Genomic DNA, 18,231 nt, shown 5'->3' on the forward strand with positions numbered 1-18,231 from the left:
CGGGGTGCGTCCTACTTCTGCCCTGTAGGCCCGCCTGCAGCCGCCGCCAGCGTCCAGCCCGCGGCGTCCCGGTCCTTCCCAAGACTTTCCCGCCGGTTGCCGTGCCGGCGGCCTCTTTCAGGGCAGGCCGGCGTGCGGCACTTCCACTTCGGTCATCAGGATATGGCCCAGGCGGGAGGCGCGGCGCTCGGCCTCATCGAAATTCGGCGCCGCGGCCAGGAACAGCGTGGTGCCTCGCGGGCCACCCAGGGCTGCCGCGAATATGCCCGTCCCGCAGGCGATCTCTTCAGCGATATGGCCGCCGGGCATCACCCGCAATACACGATTACCGATAGCGTCGGCCACCCACAGCGCGCCTTCCGCGTCCTGCGCGCAGCCATCCGGCGCGACCTTGGCGCCGCCCAGCACCTGAGCCAGCTCGGTGCCGGCAGGCTGGCTGCCGAACAGCGCCCAGTCGCGGCGGGGGCCAAGCGAGCCATCCGCGTGCAGATCGAACGCCGAGATGCGGTTGCCAAGCGTCTCCCCAACCACCAGTGACTTGCCGTCCGGCGTAATGACCGAGCCGTTCGGAAAGAACAAGCCGTCGGCCACCACGGTGACCGTGCCATCGGGATCGACCCGCGCCAGGCTGGCGGTGCGCATGGGCGCGCCGGCCATCAGGTCGAAGCCGAAATTGCCCACATAGGCACGGCCGTGCTGGTCCACCACCATGTCGTTCACATGCCCGCTGGCCACTGCTGACAGGTCGGCATGCACGCTGAGGCTGCCGTCCGCTTCGCGCCGCAGCAGCTTGCGGTCGCGCATCGAGACGATCAGCAGGCGCCCGTCCGGCAGCCAGCCGAGGCCCGAAGGCTGCTGCGGTACCTCGGCGATCGGCTCGACGGTGCCATCCAGGCTCACCGCCATCACCCTGTGCGTGTAGAAATCCGAGAGCCAGAGCCGGCCCTCGTGCCAGCGCGGGCCTTCCAGGAAGGTGTGTCCCTCGGTCAGTACCGACAATTCGCGGCGCGCCATGCGTGTCTCCTTTGTGATCTTTCGATCTTTCGATCTTGTGATTGGATGTGCCTACATCCAATACGATTTGCGCCGGGATCGCAAGCGTGCCGCAGTGGGGTGTCAGGCGCGCGGCTGGAAATGCCGCAGGAAGTCGACGAAGGCCTCGGCGGCCTGCTGGGCGTCGTCCGCGGTGATGGTCTCGAGCGGGTTGTGGCTGATGCCACCGTTGCCGCAGCGCACGAAGAGCATCGCCACGTCGGTAATGCGCTGCATCATCATGGCGTCGTGCCCCGCGCCCGAGGGCAGTTCGTAGGCTTGCAGGCCGCGCTTTTTCAGCACCGCGCCAAACTGGTCCATCAGCCAGCGCGCGCAGGGCGCGTTGTTCACCGGCGCCACGCGTTCCACCTCGGCAACGAGGCCGCGGCGCGCGGCGATCGCCTGGATGCCGGCCACGATGTCGGCAATGGCGGCCTCGCGGATGCCATCCTCGCCAGCGCGGATGTCCATGGAAAACACGCATTCGGCGGGGATGACGTTGCTTGAGCCGTTCGGCACCTGCAACTGGCCCACCGTGCCGACCAGCGCAGGCACCTCGGCGCAGCGCCGTTCCACCAGCAGCACCATTTCGGCGGCGGCCGCGGCGGCGTCCTTGCGCATGGTCATGGGGGTGGTGCCGGCGTGGCTGGCCAGGCCTTGCACGCGTACCTGGAAGCGGCTGCTGCCTGCAATCTGCGTGACCACGCCGAGCGGCAGGCCGTGGTGCAGCAATACCGGGCCTTGCTCGATATGGACTTCGACAAAGCCATGCAGGGTAGCGGGGTCCACCGCCGCGGCTTGCAGGGCTTCAATGGTGCCCGCGCCCGGCAGGCCAGAGGCGGCCAGCGCTTCGCGCAGCGTCACGCCATCGGTGTCGGTGCGGTCCAGCAAAGCCGGGTCGAAGCGCCCGGCCAGCACGCTGCTGGCCAGGAAGCTGGTCTTGAAGCGCAGCCCTTCCTCTTCGGCGAAACCCACCACGTCAAAGTGATAGGGCAGGCGGATGCCGGCGGCATTGAGCGCGCCCACCACGGCAACCGGCAGCAGGATGCCGAGCCGGCCGTCATAGCGGCCGCCGTTGCGCACCGTGTCGAAGTGCGAGCCGGTCATCAGCACGCGCGCCGCATCGCCCACGGCCGGGTCGGCGGCATAGCGGCCGATCACATTGCCGATGGCATCGATGCGAACCTGCATCCCCGCCGCCTCCATCCATTCGGCCAGCCGCGCCTGCGCGGCGCGGTGGGCGGGCGTCAGGTAGGCGCAAGTCAGGCCACCCTCCATGTCCGAGAAGCACGCCAGGGCGGCAGCCTGGTCAAGAATGGCCTGGCCAAGCGGAAAGGGGGGCTGGGGAGATTGGATCATGGCAGTTGCGCGGAAGGGAAGGCAGAGACAATGCGGAAATCCTCACGCCCGGAAGCGGGCGTGAGGACTCGTGATGATACCCGGAGGCGGGCCGCCAGGAGCCCGTCGCGCCCGGCTGGCACTCAGGCGGCAGTCAGCGATTGCCCATCCAGGTCTTCCATGCGATCCAGAGCTTGCGCATCGGCGTCAGCGAGATGCGCTGGTTCAGTACCTGGAAGCCGCTGGCCTCGACTTCATCAAGCAGTGTCTGGTAGATCGCGCCCATCACCAGGCCGGCGCGCTGGGCGCGGCGATCGGCGCGGGGCAGCAGCGCCAGCGCTTCCCGGTAGAGTGTGCGAGCCTGTTCGGCCTGGTGGCGCATCAACGTCACGAAGCGGTCCGAATGGATGGCCTGGTTGATCTCGGACACGGGTACCTCGAAGCGCTGCAGCGTGTTGACCGGCAGATAGATCCGGCCGCGCCGGGCGTCCTCGCCGACATCGCGCAGGATATTGACCATCTGCAGCGACAAGCCCAGCTTTTCCGCGAATTCGAGCGTGCGCGCATCTTGATAGCCCAGGATGCGCGCGCTCATGGTGCCGACCACGCCGGCCACGCAATGGCAATAGCGCGCGAGCGCGATGTCATCAAGGTAGCGCGACTGGGTCAGGTCCATCTCCATGCCTTCGAGCACTTCGCCGAACATCGACTGCGTCAGGCCGTACGCCTGCACGTGCGGCTGGAGCGCCTTGGTGACGGGGTGGGTGGGTGCGCCATTGAACATCTGGCCAAGCTCACTGCGCCACCAGGCGAGCTGTTGGTGGGCAACGCTGGCGTCCTGGGTGTCGTCCACCACATCGTCGACTTCCCTGCACCAGGCGTAGAGCGCGGTGATGGCCTGCCGCCGCTCCGGCGGCAGGAACAGGAAGCTGTAATAGAAACTGGAGCCGCTCTGCGCGGCTTTTTCTTGGCAATACTGATCGGGCGTCACGCCGGTCTCGGGTCGGTGATTGGGGGGGCTTTATGACTGCGGGCGTCGCCGCGGCCTGTCTGGCGGAACATGGGGGCCGGCCTGGGTGCAACCGGCAGCACGCGTTTTCGCTGGACGCGCCATGGCAGCGCCAAGAGCCGGCAACGTGGGCGAAAGCCGCCCCGCGATCCGTGGCGAGGCCGCGCGAGCGACGGGCCGGATTGTAGCATTTGCCCTCTAATGGCCTTGCGGTGCGTCATCGGCGCCAGCCAGCAGCGATGGCTGGCGCGGCAGGCTGCGCGCCAGCCGGCAACAATGGCGTCTGCGACGTTACGCCGCGCCGCGCCCCGATTTTTTGCGCCACATTGGCTCGCCGGCGTGTTTGTCACCTGAATAGTGCTTTTTTCGTTGCATGTTCTTCCGGTGTGGTTTGACGCCTTCGGGTGGTCCCCTATATATTGCTGACCGGCGAGTTATTAATTAACGCGCCGCCTTCCGCAGTGCCCGCTGTTTCACCGATTCCTCGCTTAACTCATGCCAGTGCCTTCTCCCAGGCCGGAAGTTGCGGCCGTCGATGTGCCTTTTTCCACTCTGGTGGATGCCAGCGGAGCTGCTGCGGCGATGGCGGATACCGCTCGCCGCGCGCTGCCGGCCCGCGCGCGGCTCATGGTGCCGGTACTTGCCGGCTTGCTGGTGCTGGGTGGCTGTAATCGCCAGCCCGAGCGCCCACCTGAAATCCGCCCCGTGCGGTTGATGCAGGTGCAGCCCGGCGCGGGCAAGACCGATCTCGAGTTCTCCGGCGACGTGCGGCCCCGGATCGAATCACGGCTGGGCTTTCGCGTCGGGGGCAAGATCGCTGCCCGCCTGGTCGATGTGGGCGCCACAGTCCGCAAGGGCCAGCCGCTCGCACGGCTCGATCCCACCGACCTGAGCCTGGCGGAAGCGGGCTCGCGTGCCCAGTACGACGCGGCCAGGACCGATCGCGACCTCGCCGAGGCCGATCTCAAGCGTTACAACGAGCTGTTCGCCAAGAAATTCATCAGCGCCGCCGAGCAGCAACGTCGCCAGGCCACCTATGACTCCGCCGTCTCCCGCCTGCGCCAGGCCGAGGCAGGGCTGCGCAACCAGTCCAACCAGACTACCTATGGCGTCCTGACCGCCGACGCCGACGGCGTGGTGACGCTGATCGAAGCGGAGGTTGGCCAGGTAGTCGCGGCAGGCCAGTCGGTTGTCCGGGTGGCGCAAACCGCCGAGAAAGAGGTGGCGGTCGGGTTGCCGGAAGATCAGGTCGAGCGCCTGCGGGGCATTTCCGACGTGACGGTGCGGACCTGGGCCGAGCCCGGCCGTCCCCTGCCAGGCCGCGTGCGGGAGATATCCCCGATGGCCGACCCGGTTACGCGTACCTATGCGGCCCGCATCAGCGTGCCCAACCCGCCGCCGGACTTCAAGTTCGGCATGACCGCCGTGGTGACATTCACCCGCACCGGCGACAACGCCACGCTGCGCGTGCCGCTTTCCGCGCTGCTGCAGCAACAGGGTAGCAACCAGGTCTGGGTGTATGACGCTGCCAAGGGCACCGTGCAGCCGGTCGCGGTCACCCTGGGCGAACTGCAGGGCAACGAGGTCCAGGTCAGGCAGGGGCTGTCCGCCGGGCAAACCATCGTCACCGCGGGCGTGCACCTGCTCAAGCCCGGCCAGAAAGTGAGGCCGCTGCAGGCGGTGGCGTCCGCGCCGGCCGTGCGCAACTAGGGCGCGCAGCATGGACCATTCCCGTTTCAATCTCTCCCGCTGGGCCCTGGAGCACCAGCCGCTGACCCGTTACCTGCTGGTGGTGCTGCTGCTGGGCGGGCTCTTCGCGTTCTTCCAGCTCGGCCAGGACGAAGACCCGCCCTTCACCTTCCGGGTAATGGTGGTGCAGGCGTTCTGGCCTGGCGCCACCGCCGAGCAGATCGCGGTGCAGGTCACCGACAAGATCGAGCGCCAGTTGCAGGAGGTGCCCTACGCCGACAAGATCCGCAGCTTCTCCAAGCCCGGCGAGACCACGGTGATCTTCCAGCTCAAGGACACCGCGCCGGCAAAGGACACCGCGCAGATCTGGTACACGGTGCGCAAGAAGGTCGGCGACATCGCGCAGACGCTGCCGCCGGGCGTGCGCGGGCCATTCTTCAACGACGAGTTCGGCGACGTGTACGGCTCGATCTACGCGCTGTCCGCCGATGGCTTCAACTACAAGGAACTGCGCGAATACGCCGACCTGGTGCGCCAGCAACTGCTGCGCGTGCCGTCGGTAGCCAAGGTCGCGCTGATCGGGCTGCAGGACGAGAAGGTCTATATCGAATTCAACCAGGCACGCTTTGCCCAGCTCGGCCTGGACATCAATGCAATCGCGGACCAGATCTCCCAGCAGAACAGCATGACCGCCAGCGGCGTGCTGGTGACGCCCGGCGACAACCTGCAGGTGCGCCTGTCGGGACAGTTCGCCAAGGTGGCCGACCTGGAAAACCTGGTGCTGCGCGGCCCCAACGGCACCGCCAACATCCGCCTGGGCGATATCGCCCACGTCTACCGCGGCTATGTCGATCCGCCGGCGAGCAAGATGCGCTTCCAGGGCAAGGAAGTGATCGGGCTGGGCATCTCGATGGAGAAGGGCGGCGACATCATCGCGCTGGGCAAGAACCTGCGCGCCGCGACGGATGGCTTGCGCGGGCAGTTGCCGGTCGGCATCGAGCTGGATCAGGTGCAGAACCAGCCCGACGCGGTCGAGCGCTCGGTTGGCGAGTTCGTGCATGTGTTGATCGAAGCGGTGGTGATCGTGCTGGGCGTGAGCTTTGTCTCGCTCGGCCTGCATACCAGGCCGCTGCGGCTGGATGTGCGGCCGGGGCTGGTGGTGGCGCTGACCATTCCGCTGGTGCTCGCCGTCACGTTCCTCTTCATGAACATGTTCGGCATCGGGCTGCACAAGATATCGCTCGGGGCACTGATCGTGGCGCTCGGGCTGCTGGTCGACGACGCCATCATCGCGGTGGAGATGATGGTGCGCAAGCTGGAGGAAGGCTTCTCCAAGATGGAGGCGGCCACCTTCGCCTACACCTCCACCGCGATGCCGATGCTGACCGGCACGCTGATCACCGCCGCAGGCTTCCTGCCAGTGGGGCTGGCGCGTTCGACCGTGGGCGAGTACACCTTCGCCATCTTTGCCGTGACCGCGATGGCGCTGGTGCTGTCGTGGCTGGCCGCTGTCTACTTCACGCCCTACCTGGGCTACCTGCTGCTCAAGTCCCGGCCGGCCGGCGAGGGCGAGCAGCATGAGGTGTTCGACACGCCGTTCTACAACCGCTTCCGCCAGTTGGTGAACTGGTGCGTGACCTGGCGCAAGACGGTGATCGTCATCACCCTGGTGGCCTTCGGCCTTGGCCTGTACGCCTTCAAGTTCGTCGAGAAACAGTTCTTCCCGGATTCGAGCCGGCCGGAGCTGATGGTGGAATTGTGGATGCCCGAGGGCACCAGCTTTGCGCAGACCGAGGCCGAGGCCAAACGCTTCGAGGCCGCGCTGCGCGGGGACCGCGAGATCGCCAGCCTGACCACATTCGTGGGCAGCGGCGCGCCGCGCTTCTACCTGCCCCTCGACCAGATCTTTCCGCAGACCAATGTGGCGCAGGTGATCGTGATGCCGGCCGGGGTGGCACTGCGCGACCGCGTGCGGCAGCGCGTCGTCAGCCTGCTGGCGAGCGATTTCCCGCAGTTGCGCGGACGCGTCAAGCTATTGCCGAACGGGCCGCCGGTACCTTATCCGGTGCAGTTCCGGGTCATCGGGCCGGATGCCGCCGGCGTGCGCAAGCTGGCCGACGAAGTCAAGGCCGTGATGAGCGCCAACCCGAATACGCTGGGCGTCAATGACAACTGGAACGAGAGCGTCAAGGTGCTGCGCCTGGATATCGACCAGGACAAGGCACGCGCGCTCGGCGTCAGCACCACCGCCATCGCGCGCGTGACGCAGACCGTGCTGAGCGGCGTGGCCGTGGGGCAGTATCGCGATGGCGACAAGCTGATCGACATCCTGATGCGCGCGCCGCGCAACGAACGCGACGCCATGTCCGACCTGCAGAACATGCAGGTACCCACCGCCAGCGGCCGCGTGGTGCCGTTGACCCAGGTCGCGCGCATCGCTTTCCGCTCCGAGCCTGGCGTGATCTGGCGCGAGAACCGCGACTTCGGCGTGACCGTGCAGTCCGATGTGGTCGAAGGCATCCAGGGCCCCACCGTGACGGCGCAGATCAATCCCAAGCTGGACAAGCTGCGCGCCACGCTGCCGGCGGGCTACCGCATCACCGTGGCCGGGGCGGAAGAGGAAAGCGGCAAGGCTGGCGCGTCGATTGCCGCGCAGCTGCCGCTGTGCATCTTCATCATCTTCACGCTGCTGATGCTGCAGTTGCACAGCTTTTCGCGCTCGCTGATGGTGTTCCTGACCGGGCCGCTGGGGCTGATCGGGGCGGCCGCCACGCTGCTGCTGCTGAGCGCGCCGATGGGCTTTGTGGCGCAGCTTGGCATCACCGCGCTGCTGGGCATGATCATCCGCAACTCGGTGATCCTGGTCGACCAGATCGAGCAGGACATCAGCGCCGGCGCGCCGGTCTGGGAAGCCATCGTCGAGTCGGCCGTGCGCCGCTGCCGCCCGATCATCCTGACCGCCGCGGCCGCCGTGCTGGCCATGATCCCGTTGTCGCGCTCGGTGTTCTGGGGGCCGATGGCGGTGGCGATCATGGGCGGGCTGGTGATTGCCACGGCGTTGACGCTGCTGTTCCTGCCGGCGCTGTATGCGGCGTGGTTCCGGGTGAAGGCGCCGGAAGCGGGCGCGGCAGTCCTGGCGCGCTGAACATGCCCGGGATCGTGCTCGGACGGCTGGCGCCGCCGAGTACGCATCGCGCCTTACATCAATTCAAAACTCACATCCTGCGCCCCTTCCCACAGCACCTTGGTGCCCAGCGCGCGCAGGTTCTCCTTGCCTTCCACGATCGTCAGGAAATGGTTGCCCGCCAGTTGCCCCATCTTGCTGGCGAAGCAGCAACTGCCGTACGCCAGGATGATCTCGGTTTCGCTGTAGCCGCCGGGGTAGAACAGGATGTCGCCCACCGACGGGTGGCTGGTGTGGTTCTCGAAGTCCACGCCCAGCTTGAATTCGCCCAGCGGAATCCAGCAGCCTTCGCCGCTCCAGCGGACGTGGATCAGCTTTTGCCGGTAGGGCAGCAACTTGGTGAAGGCCGCCACGGTCTGTGGGGCATCGGGATTGGTTTCGGCGACAAACTGGTAACCGCCGGCGGTGATACGGATTCGGGCCATTCTGGCTCTCCTTGGGGGAATCGGGGCAGTGGTTCAGCTTAGTGCCATCACCAGCTTTTCTGCAAATGCAATCAGGCTGCGGTCGCTGCCGGCGGGGCCCATCAGCGAGACGCCGAGCGGTGCGCCGGCGCGGCCGGCCAGAGGCAGGCTCAGGTGGGGAAAGCCGGACAGGGGCGCCAGGCAGAGGGTCTGGGCGGAGCGGTTGCGGTAGGTTTCCAGTTCTTCGCCAGCGGCGTCCGACAGGGGCGCGATGTCCGGCATGGTCGGCAGGATCAGGATGCCGTCGTTGCCGAGCAGCGCCGCGAGGTGGGCGGTGAAGGCGCGGCGGATGGCACTGGATGCTTCGAACTGCGAGGCCGTGACGCTCTTGGAGAAGGCAAATCGTGCGGCCACGTCCGCGCCGAGCTGCAGGCCGTACTGTTCGATCATGGCGCCGTCGGTTTGCCAGGCTTCCCAGCCCTGCACGTAGCGGAAGGCCCACCAGATATCTTCCAGCGCGCGATCCGCGACCGTGACGGGGGTGGCTTTGCCGAAGGCGGCCTCGATGCCGCCGACCACCGGTAGCAGCGCGTCCAGCGCGGCAGGGGTGGGCATGCGGAACAGGTCTTCGGCGAGCAGCAGGCGCGGGCTGGCGGGCAGCGGCCTTGCATCGTCCCCGAGCAGCACGCCGGCCACGCGCGCAAAGGTGCCGATATCGCGGGCGAAGAAGCCGCAGGTATCGAAACTGTCACACAGGGCCAGGCATTGCGCGAGCGAGATGCGGCCGTGCGTGGGGCGGATGCCGAACAGTCCGCAATGGCTGGCCGGGGCGCGCACCGAGCCGCCGGTGTCGGTGCCTAGCGCGAAGTCGCATAGCCCGTTGGATACCGCCGAGGCCGAGCCCGACGACGAGCCGCCGGTGATGCGTCCCGGTGCCGCGCCGTTGACCGGCGCGCCGTAGTGGGCATTCTTCCCGTTCATCGAGAACGCCAGTTCATCGGTGTGGGTCTTGCCGACGAAGGCGGCGCCGGCGTCAAGCAGGCGCTGCACGGTTGGGGCGGTGGCGGTCTTGATGCCCGACATCGCCAGCACATGGGGGTTGCCCCCGCCGGTGGGGTAGCCGGCCACGTCGAACAAGTCCTTGGCGGCAAAGGTGAGGCCGGCGAGCGGCCCGCTCGCGGCGTTGGCGACCGGCGCTGCCGGGTAGGGAAGGAAGGCGTGGGAGGGATGGCTGGCCAGGTTCATGGATGCGGTTAGCGGTGTGGGAAGCAATCAGTAAAGGTGATATTGGCACGGACTGCACGGCGGGCAAAGCATGCAACTTGTGACCGTGCGCTCTTGAACGGAGCGCACGGCTCAAGCCACGGCCTGCGCGATGGCAACTGGCTCGGCGGCCAGTACGCAGCTTACGCGATGACCACCGCCCAGCGCGACGCTCTGCGGCACCGCCTGCAGGCATTGCGCACGCGCCTGCGGGCAACGCGGGGCGAAGCTGCAGCCGGGCGGCAAGGCGGACAGGTCGGGCGGCGAACCGGCAATGGTCTGCAGCCGCTGGCCCCGGTCCATGCCGTGCTGGCGGCTTTGCAGCAGTGCCATGGTGTAGGGATGGCGCGCGGCCCGCAGGATGGTGCGGATCGGGCCTTCCTCGACAATGCGCCCACCGTACATGACGGCCACGCGGTCGGCGATCTCCACCGCCGCGCCGATGTCATGGGTGACGAACACGATCGACAAGCCCAGCTCGCGCTGCAGTTCCCGCAGCAGGATCAGCACCTGGATCTGCACGGTGGCGTCCAGCGCGGTAGTGGGCTCGTCGGCCAGCAGCACCTTCGGGTTGGCCGACAGCGCCAGCGCGATCATGGCGCGCTGGCGCATGCCGCCCGACATCTCGTGCGGATAAGCCGCCAGCCGCCGCTCCGGGCTGGGAATGCGCACCGCCTCCAGCGCCCGCAGGGCGCGCTGGCGCGCTTCGGCGGCGGACACGCGGGCATGGGTGCGAATGCATTCGATGATCTGCTGGCCAACCGTGTAGACGGGGTCCAGCGCCAGCAGGGGCTCCTGGAACACCATCGCAACGGTGCCGCCGCGCAGGCGGGCCAGCCCGCGCGAATCCAGCGCGGTGACGTTGGCGCCGTTGATGCGGATCTCGCCTTCCATGCGGGCGCGGCGCGGCGGATGCAGCCGCATCAGCGCACGCAGCGTCACGCTCTTGCCCGAGCCGGATTCGCCGATCAGGGCGAGTGCCTCGCCCGGCGCAACTTCCAGCGATACGCCGTTGACGGCGCGGATGGTCTTGCCGCCGCCGGAGAAGGTGACGCGCAAATCGCGCACCGATACCATGGGCGCGGCAGTTTGCGGTTCTGGAGTGGGGTTGGATGCAGTCACGATGAGGCCCTCAAATCGTTGCAGCGAGCGGACCGGCGGCCGCCGGCAGATGCCGGCTGTGGCCGCCGTCGGCGTTGGCCATCAGGCAGGCCACGGGATGCCCGGCCAGCGCATCCGACAGTACCGGCGCGCGGCGCGAGCACACGTCCTCGGCCATGGCGCAGCGTGGATGGAAGCTGCAGCCGGACGGCGGGTTGATCGGGTTGGGCGGATCGCCCGCCAGCGGCGCGACCAGCGTGCGGCGGTCCGGATCCATTGCCGGCATCGAGGCCAGCAGCGCGCGGGTGTAGGGATGCGATGGGTTGGCGTACAGGGTCTCGGTATCGCCCACCTCCACCACCTTGCCCAGGTACATCACCATCACGCGGTCGCACAGGTAGCGGATCACGTTCAGGTCGTGGCTGATAAAGACATAGGTGAGGTCAAACTCGGCCTTGAGGTCGAGCAGCAGGTTCAGCACCTGCGCTTCCACCGATTTGTCGAGTGCCGACACGGCTTCGTCGAGGATCACCAGGCGCGGGCGCAGTACCAGCGCGCGCGCGATGTTCACGCGCTGGCGCTGCCCGCCGGACAACTCGTGCGGATAGCGTCCGGCGAAGCGCGTCGGCTCCAGGCCCACGCGATCCAGCAGGGCGCGGGCACGCGCGGTGGCTTCGGCGGCGCTGATGCCGTGCACGCGCGCCGTAAAGGCAATGGATTCCTCGATCGTCAGGCGCGGGTTGAGCGAGGAGTAGCTGTCCTGGAAGACCATCTGTACCTGGCTGCGGTAGCGCTTCATGGGCAACTGGGCCGATCCGACGCCCAGCGCATCGAAGATCAGCTCGCCCCTGTTTTGCTCGATCAGCTGCATCAGCAGCCGCGCGGTGGTGGACTTGCCGCAGCCGGATTCACCGACCACGCCCAGCGTCTCTCCCTTCCTGACTTCGAAGCTGACGCCATCGACGGCGCGAACCTCGCCGCCGCGCTGCCAGGGAAGCTTCGATTTGAGCGGAAAGTGCTTGATCAGGTCGCGCGCGATCACCAGCGGCTGCGCCGGGCCGCCCACATCGGCATTGAGCAGGGTATCGGTCATGGCATCGGTCATGGCATCAGTCCTTGATTTCCATCGCCGAGCGGATGCCGTCGGCGAGCAGGTTGAAGGAGATCGAGGTCAGGAAGATCATCGCGCCGGGCAGGGCGGCGACCCACGGCTGCGTATAGATCGCCGTGCGCAGCGTGTTGAGCATCAGGCCCCATTCCGGCTCGGGGGGCTTGACGCCAAGGCCCAGGAAGGACAGGCCCGAGGCCAGGATCATCGAGACCGAGATCAGGCTGGTGGCATAGACAAAGATCGGGCCCAGCACGTTGTTGAGCACATGGGCGCGCACGATGGTCAGCGACGACGCACCCGAGGCGCGCGCCGCGTCGACGAACTCGCGGTTGCGTACCTGCGTGGTCACGCTTTCCGCCACGCGCACGATCTGCGGCACGAACACGATGGTCAGCGACAACAACGCATTCCCCACGCCCGCGCCCAGCGTGCCCGACAGCGCGATGGCCAGCAGCACCGAGGGGAAGGCGTACAGGATGTCGACCAGCCGCATGATCACGGTATTGGTCCAGCCGCCGGCGTAGCCCGCCACGATGCCCAGCGCGCTGCCGACCACGAAGGCGATCAGCACCGGCGTGATGCCCATGAACAGTGACAGGCGGGCGCCCAGCATCAGGCGGGACAGCATGTCGCGCCCGAGTTCGTCGGTGCCAAGCAGGTAGTGCTCGGTGCCGACGGGCTTGAGGCGCTTGAGGATGGAAGCGGCGTAGGGATCCGCCGGCATCAGCACTGGCGCGAAGATCGCCATCAGCACCAGCGCCAGCAGGATCAGCGCGGCCAGCATGGCCAGCTTGTTGCGCAGCAGGCGCCGGCCTACGGTGGTCCAGTAGCCTGGCGAACGCTGCACGACAGGCAGCGCGGGCTTCGTCAAAGTTATTTCCATGGGGACTCCCGGTTTCCTTGATGGCGTCAGTTACGGCGTCAGTTGCGCTGGATGCGCGGGTCGAACAGGGTTTGCAGCGCATCGACCAGCAGGTTCAGCAGCACGAAGAACACGGCGAGCACGAGGATGGTCCCCTGCAACAGCGGGAAGTCGCGCTGGAAGATCGCCGAGTTGAGCAGGAAACCCGTGCCGGGCCAGGAGAACACGGTCTCGATCAGGATGGAGCCGCCCAGCAGGTAGCCGAGTTGCAGGCCCATCACCGACAGCGCGGTAGGCGCCACGTTCTTCAGCACATGGCGGAACACCGCCAGCTCCGACAGGCCGCGCGCCTTCAGGCCGACGATGAATTCATTGGAGAGGATTTCCGCAACGAGCGCGCGGATGGTGCGGGCCACGATGCCCATCGGGATCACCGACATCGTCACGGCCGGCAGCACCATGTACTGGATATGTTCCCAGTCCCACGCCCAGTCGCCGGAACCACCCGGGCCCGCTCCCGTGGCGGGCAGCCAGCCGAGGAAGACCGAGAACACGATCACCAGCACCATGCCCAGCCAGTAGTGCGGCATGCTCACGCCGAACACGGACAGGAAGGAGGCGGTGCGATCCGCGGCGGAATCCCGGAAGTAGCCGGCCACGAAGCCGAACAGGCAGCCGAAGGTAAAACCGATCAGCGTGGCCACCGTGGCGAGCCGGACCGAGTTGATCACCGCCGTCATCACTTCGCTCATCACCGGGCGGTTGGTGGCGATGGAGGTGCCGAGGTCCCCATGCAGCGCGCGGGTGAGCCAGTGCAGGAATTGTTCGAGAAAGGGCTTATCGAAGCCATACAGCGCGGTGAGCTGGCGGCGCAGGTCCTCGGAAGCATCGGGCGGCAGCACCGACACCAGCGGGTCGCCCGGCGCGATATGGACCAGCGAGAAGCAGAGCAGGGCGACCCCTAGCAGGATGGGGATCGCATAGATGAAGCGGCGGAGCAGGTAGAACATGATCGTGGCCGGGAAGGCAGGCGCGGGCGCCTGCCGTGGTTTGCGGGGTGCCTGGCCGATGCGTGCCGGCCGGACATTCTCTTGATTGCGCTGTGCGTGGCCGGCCCGGGACCGGCCTCGCACGCGAGCCGCGCAATGCGCTGCTTAGTCCATCGACATGGTGGCGATGTCGATAAACCAGCTCTGCGGCTGCACCACGCCCTTGATCTTCCTGGAGATGGCGCGCGGGCCGACGTCATGCGCGATCAGCACGAAAGGCGCTTCTTCCACGATGCGCGCATGCAGCCTGGCCAGCGCCGCGTCGCGCCCCTTGTCGTCAAACGAGGTGCGCGCGGTTTCGATCAGCTTGTCGAACTCCGCGTTGCCGAAGTAGCCCCAGTTGTTCGAGACCGGCGGCTGCGTCTTGGTGCTGACAAAGCGGACCATGGCGAAGAACGGGTCCATCGCCGCAAAGCTCACGTTGACCGCGTTGGCGCCGTGCGCGCTCGGGTCCTTGGCGCCGATGCGCCAGTTGGTGAAGAGCGTGTTCCATTCGACCACGTCGAAGTCGACGTCGATGAAGCACTCCTTCAGGTTCTGCTGCACGTACTCGTTCATCGGCAGCGGCTGCATCTGGCCCGAGCCCGAAGCCGAGACCTGCACCTTCACCTTGAGCGGCTTGGCGGCGGAGTAGCCCGCTTCCTGCATCAGCTTGCGCGCGGCGTCGGCGTCGTACTTGATATCGAATTTGGGATTGCCCCACCACGGGTTGCCCGGTTCGACAATGCCCTTGGCCTCGGCCATATAGCCGCCCAGCAGCGTCTTCAGGCCGGAACGGTTGACACACAGGTTGGCGGCTTGCCGCACGCGCTTGTCGAGCCAGGGCGATCCGGGCGCGAACGACAGCTGCCACGGCCACATATGCGGTTGCGCGTTGGCGTAGACCTCGAAGCCGCGGCTCTTGATCTGTGCCACCGCATCCGGTGCCGGCGCCTCGATCCAGTCGACCTGGCCAGACAACAGGGCGGCGGTGCGCGCATTGGCCTCGGGCATCGGCTGCATCACCACCTTGTCGATCCTGGGCACACGCCTGGCGTCCCAGTACTGCGCGTTCTTCACCAGTTCCAGCCGCTCGCGCGGCACGAAACGGCTCATCTTGAACGGGCCGGTGCCCGAGGCGTCGGCGGCGAAGGCTACCCACGCTTGCTTGGAACGCTCCGCCGGATCCGTCACCGAGGCCGGTACCGCGGCGAGCTTCTTCTCCCATTGCGTGGGCGAAGCCATGAACAGGTTGCTCAGGTTGTACGGCAGGAAGGAGTCAGGCTCCGAGGTGATCAGCTCAATGGTCATGTCGTCGATCTTCCTGGCTGAACGCAAGGTGGGCATGCGCGAGGCGGTCACGCCGACCTGGCTGGGATCGAACTGCCTGGCGGTCTTGTCGAGCACCTTGCCCACGTTCCACACCACGGCATCCGCATTGAACGGCGAGCCGTCGTGGAACTTCACGCCGGGGCGCAGCTTGAAGACCCACCTGGTCTTGTCCTTGGTATCGACTTTCCATTCCGTGGCCAGGTCGGCAATCAGCAGGCTCGGGCCGTTGCCCTTCGAGAGATCCCACTGGGTCAGCCCGTCGTACATCGGGATGCCGGTAAAGCGGTTGCCTTCGAAGCCCTGGTCGGGCTGGCCCAGCGTGCGCGGGATGTCAGCGGCGGTCATGCCGATGCGCAGCACCTTCTCGGCCATCGCCGTGCCTGGCAACGCAAGCAGGGAGACGGAGGCAATGGCAGCGGCGGCAGCGAAGGTTTTCAGGCCGGGTTTCACGCTTCTTACGGAGTCGGAAGAAAAGACGGTCACGGGCAAAGCTCCTGGGTGGGGGAAGGGAAGACGAAGGCAATCAAGCAAGTCACATGCCAGTTGCGTTTCGTGCCGCTTCCATCCTGGCCGCCGGTACAGCGCGGCCTCTCCATCGTTAGCCATGTATGAAACATGGACCAGAGGACTCGCATCGCCTATGGCCTGCTTTTTGCTGAGATCCCTGCCTGTCTCCCAACCAACCGGCTTCCCGACATGGACCAGCAATACCTTCCCCGCATCAACGCAGCACGCCTGTGGCAATCGCTGATGGACCTGGCGCAGATCGGCGCCACGCCCAAGGGCGGCGTGTGCCGCATCGCCCTGACCGAGCTGGATCGCCAGGGCCGCGACCTGGTGGTCGGCTGGTGCCGCGAAGCGGGGCTCGCCGTGCGTACCGACGAGGTCGGCAACGTGTTCGCGCGCCGCGCGGGCAGCGATCCCGATGCGCGTGCGGTGGCAACCGGCAGCCATATCGACACCCAGCCCTCCGGCGGCAAGTTCGACGGCAACTTCGGCGTGCTGGCGGGCCTGGAGGTAATGCGCACGCTCAACGACCAGGGCATCGTCACCCGCGCGCCGCTGGAACTGGCGTTCTGGACCAACGAAGAGGGCACCCGCTTTACGCCGGTGATGATGGGTTCGGGCGCCTTTGCCGGCGTGTTCGGCGCGGAGTTCATACGCGCCCAGCACGACCTGGACGGCATCAGCGTAGGCGAGGCACTGGAGCAGATCGGCTATCGCGGCGAGCAGCCCGTGGGCGAGGTGCCGGGCGGCATGTTCGCAGCCTACTTCGAGGCGCACATCGAGCAGGGGCCCGTGCTGGAAGCCGCCGGGCTGCCGATCGGCGTGGTCTCCGGCGCGCTCGGCCAGCAATGGTATGACGTGGCCGTGACCGGCATGGACGCCCACGCCGGCCCCACGCCGCTGGCGCTGCGCCACGACGCCATGCTGGCGGCGGCGCGCATGATCGACGAGGTCAATCGCATCGCCGTGGCCGAGGCGCCGCACGGGCGCGGCACGGTGGGCTATGTGCAGGTCACGCCGAACTCACGCAACGTGATTCCCGGGCGGGTGGATTTCTCGGTGGACTTCCGCAATCTGTCGCAGGCGGGGCTGGACCGTATGGACGCAGCCATGCGGACCACGTTCGCGGAGATCGCTGAACGCGGCGCGGTGAGCGTGGAGATCCGCCAGGTGGTGAAGTTCGAGCCGTGCGCGTTCGCGCCAGAATGCGTGGACAGCGTGCGCCGCGCCGCCGCCGCGCTGGGCCTGCCGCATATGGATGTGGTCAGCGGGGCGGGGCATGATGCCGTCTACGTGGCGCAGCGTGCGCCCACTGGCATGATCTTCGTGCCGTGCAAGGACGGCATCAGCCACAACGAGCTGGAAGATGCGCTGCCCGAGCATATCGAGGCCGGGGCGAACGTGCTGCTGCAAGCGATGCTGGAGCACGCGCGCTAAGGCGCGCCGCCCGCGCCGCCGCGCGTCAATCTCAGTGGGCGATCGAACGCGAGATCGCCCACGCGCATTCGATCACCATCGGCGCCAGCTTCTTCTGCGCCTCGGCCATGCTCCAGCGGCTAGCGGGCGGCGATACATGCACCGCGCCCACCGCCTGCCCCTGGCTGTTGACGATGGCCGCGCCCACGCCCATATCGCCCAGGAACAGCTCCTCGTTGTTGCAGGCATAGCCCACCCTGCGGCAAGCCACCACTGTCTCGAAGATCGCCGCCACATCGGTCAGCGTGGCCGGCGTGCGCGCCACGCGCGCCGAATTCTCCAGCATCGCCATGACCTGCTCGTCGGGCAGGGTGCTGAGATACGCGCGGCCGCTGCTGGTGCAGTACATGGGAATGCGCATGCCGACGGGCGTCAGCACCGGGATGTATTTCGACGTCATCAGCTGCGCCACGTAGACCATCTCCAGCCCGACCGGCTCGGTCAGGTTGGCGGTCTCGCCGCTGGCGTTGGCGAGCTGCGACAGGTAAGGGCTGGCGGCCTGGATCAACGCATCCGCGGACAGATAGTTGTAGCCGATCTCCATCACCTTGGGCGTCAGCCGGAAGCGCCGCGTCTGCGGGTGCTTGGCCACATAGCCCAACGTCTCCAGCGTATGCACGGTGCGTTGCGCGGAGCTCTTGGTCATGCCGGTCAGGCTGGCCAGTTCGGCCAGGGTGAGCGTGCGATGCACCGCGCTGAAGGCCCGCAGGACATCCAGGCCTTTCTCCAGCGACTGGTTGAACAGTGGGTCCGCGCGAGTGGCTTCTTCGCCGCTTTCTTCCGGGGTGGCTGGCGATCCGTTGCTGGGTTCCTGCTTGTCTTGCCGGGTCATGTTCGGGTTCCGCGTCGTCGTCGTACCGATCGTGGCGGCACCATCGCTGGGAGCCTGCACCAC

Annotated in this window: 14 protein-coding genes; 3 read left to right on the forward strand and 11 right to left on the reverse strand. The window is 67.1% G+C overall.

The genetic code is table 11. The features are described from left to right. Nucleotides 1–117: 117 nt before the first annotated feature. The 3 genes from AC1DT6_RS21690 to hpnD all read right to left on the reverse strand — a co-directional run bounded on the left by AC1DT6_RS21690 (nt 118) and on the right by hpnD (nt 3,361). A complete protein-coding gene (locus tag AC1DT6_RS21690) occupies nt 118–1,014 on the reverse strand; it encodes an SMP-30/gluconolactonase/LRE family protein (RefSeq protein ID WP_035871026.1) in 897 nt (298 codons plus the stop codon). Nucleotides 1,015–1,116: 102 nt separating this feature from the next. Next, nucleotides 1,117–2,391 (reverse strand): Zn-dependent hydrolase, encoded by a 1,275-nt coding sequence (locus AC1DT6_RS21695; protein WP_441634023.1) that lies wholly within the window; start codon nt 2,389–2,391, stop codon nt 1,117–1,119. Between the two features lie 133 nt (nt 2,392–2,524). Next, nucleotides 2,525–3,361, reverse strand: coding sequence for a presqualene diphosphate synthase HpnD (hpnD, locus tag AC1DT6_RS21700; RefSeq protein WP_441634025.1), 837 nt, complete (start codon nt 3,359–3,361; stop codon nt 2,525–2,527). Nucleotides 3,362–3,961: 600 nt separating this feature from the next. Between hpnD and AC1DT6_RS21705 the strand changes: the two genes are divergently transcribed. Next, nucleotides 3,962–5,089, forward strand: coding sequence for an efflux RND transporter periplasmic adaptor subunit (locus AC1DT6_RS21705; RefSeq protein ID WP_441634027.1), 1,128 nt, complete (start codon nt 3,962–3,964; stop codon nt 5,087–5,089). Between the two features lie 10 nt (nt 5,090–5,099). Then, the gene (locus tag AC1DT6_RS21710; protein ID WP_441634029.1) at nt 5,100–8,213 is read left to right on the forward strand and encodes an efflux RND transporter permease subunit; all 3,114 of its coding nucleotides are present in this window, start codon (nt 5,100–5,102) and stop codon (nt 8,211–8,213) included. Nucleotides 8,214–8,266: 53 nt separating this feature from the next. Here the strand turns inward: AC1DT6_RS21710 and AC1DT6_RS21715 are convergent, their stop codons facing one another. From AC1DT6_RS21715 to AC1DT6_RS21745, 7 genes are all read right to left on the reverse strand, one after another. Beyond that, nucleotides 8,267–8,677: a DUF3830 family protein gene (locus AC1DT6_RS21715; protein ID WP_035871016.1), complete on the reverse strand. Its 411-nt coding sequence runs from the start codon at nt 8,675–8,677 to the stop codon at nt 8,267–8,269. A gap of 33 nt (nt 8,678–8,710) precedes the next feature. Continuing rightward, nucleotides 8,711–9,901: an amidase gene (locus AC1DT6_RS21720; RefSeq protein ID WP_441634030.1), complete on the reverse strand. Its 1,191-nt coding sequence runs from the start codon at nt 9,899–9,901 to the stop codon at nt 8,711–8,713. Between the two features lie 111 nt (nt 9,902–10,012). Continuing rightward, complete coding sequence (locus AC1DT6_RS21725; protein ID WP_441634044.1) at nt 10,013–10,996, reverse strand: ABC transporter ATP-binding protein; 984 nt, start codon at nt 10,994–10,996, stop codon at nt 10,013–10,015. A 55-nt stretch (nt 10,997–11,051) separates the two neighbouring features. Next, complete coding sequence (locus AC1DT6_RS21730) at nt 11,052–12,125, reverse strand: ABC transporter ATP-binding protein (RefSeq protein ID WP_441634032.1); 1,074 nt, start codon at nt 12,123–12,125, stop codon at nt 11,052–11,054. A 4-nt stretch (nt 12,126–12,129) separates the two neighbouring features. Then, nucleotides 12,130–13,014, reverse strand: a complete 885-nt coding sequence (locus AC1DT6_RS21735; RefSeq protein WP_441634034.1) for an ABC transporter permease — start codon at nt 13,012–13,014, stop codon at nt 12,130–12,132. Between the two features lie 38 nt (nt 13,015–13,052). Then, nucleotides 13,053–14,003 carry an ABC transporter permease gene (locus AC1DT6_RS21740; RefSeq protein WP_441634036.1) on the reverse strand — a complete coding sequence of 317 codons (951 nt, stop codon included), beginning with the start codon at nt 14,001–14,003 and terminating at the stop codon, nt 13,053–13,055. A gap of 144 nt (nt 14,004–14,147) precedes the next feature. Further along, nucleotides 14,148–15,725, reverse strand: a complete 1,578-nt coding sequence (locus AC1DT6_RS21745; protein ID WP_441634046.1) for an ABC transporter substrate-binding protein — start codon at nt 15,723–15,725, stop codon at nt 14,148–14,150. Nucleotides 15,726–16,049: 324 nt separating this feature from the next. On the opposite strand from AC1DT6_RS21745, the gene AC1DT6_RS21750 reads away from it, so the two are divergent. Next, a complete protein-coding gene (locus tag AC1DT6_RS21750; RefSeq protein ID WP_441634038.1) occupies nt 16,050–17,297 on the forward strand; it encodes a Zn-dependent hydrolase in 1,248 nt (415 codons plus the stop codon). Between the two features lie 31 nt (nt 17,298–17,328). Here AC1DT6_RS21750 and AC1DT6_RS21755 read toward each other — a convergent pair whose 3' ends face one another. After that, a complete protein-coding gene (locus AC1DT6_RS21755; RefSeq protein ID WP_441634040.1) occupies nt 17,329–18,168 on the reverse strand; it encodes an IclR family transcriptional regulator in 840 nt (279 codons plus the stop codon). Between the last annotated feature and the right edge of the window lie 63 nt (nt 18,169–18,231).

This window comes from Cupriavidus sp. 01L45 (genome assembly GCF_056399885.1).

Excerpts from the sequence above, each read along its gene's own strand:
- AC1DT6_RS21690 (WP_035871026.1), bottom strand. The coding sequence starts at position 1,014 with ATGGCGCGCCGCGAATTGTCGGTACTGACCGAGGGACACACCTTCCTG.
- AC1DT6_RS21695 (WP_441634023.1), bottom strand. The coding sequence starts at position 2,391 with ATGATCCAATCTCCCCAGCCCCCCTTTCCGCTTGGCCAGGCCATTCTT.
- AC1DT6_RS21705 (WP_441634027.1), top strand. The coding sequence starts at position 3,962 with ATGGCGGATACCGCTCGCCGCGCGCTGCCGGCCCGCGCGCGGCTCATG.
- AC1DT6_RS21710 (WP_441634029.1), top strand. The coding sequence starts at position 5,100 with ATGGACCATTCCCGTTTCAATCTCTCCCGCTGGGCCCTGGAGCACCAG.
- AC1DT6_RS21715 (WP_035871016.1), bottom strand. The coding sequence starts at position 8,677 with ATGGCCCGAATCCGTATCACCGCCGGCGGTTACCAGTTTGTCGCCGAA.
- AC1DT6_RS21720 (WP_441634030.1), bottom strand. The coding sequence starts at position 9,901 with ATGAACCTGGCCAGCCATCCCTCCCACGCCTTCCTTCCCTACCCGGCA.
- AC1DT6_RS21725 (WP_441634044.1), bottom strand. The coding sequence starts at position 10,996 with ATGGTATCGGTGCGCGATTTGCGCGTCACCTTCTCCGGCGGCGGCAAG.
- AC1DT6_RS21730 (WP_441634032.1), bottom strand. The coding sequence starts at position 12,125 with ATGACCGATGCCATGACCGATACCCTGCTCAATGCCGATGTGGGCGGC.
- AC1DT6_RS21735 (WP_441634034.1), bottom strand. The coding sequence starts at position 13,014 with ATGGAAATAACTTTGACGAAGCCCGCGCTGCCTGTCGTGCAGCGTTCG.
- AC1DT6_RS21740 (WP_441634036.1), bottom strand. The coding sequence starts at position 14,003 with ATGTTCTACCTGCTCCGCCGCTTCATCTATGCGATCCCCATCCTGCTA.
- AC1DT6_RS21745 (WP_441634046.1), bottom strand. The coding sequence starts at position 15,725 with ATGGCCGAGAAGGTGCTGCGCATCGGCATGACCGCCGCTGACATCCCG.
- AC1DT6_RS21750 (WP_441634038.1), top strand. The coding sequence starts at position 16,050 with ATGGACCAGCAATACCTTCCCCGCATCAACGCAGCACGCCTGTGGCAA.
- AC1DT6_RS21755 (WP_441634040.1), bottom strand. The coding sequence starts at position 18,168 with ATGACCCGGCAAGACAAGCAGGAACCCAGCAACGGATCGCCAGCCACC.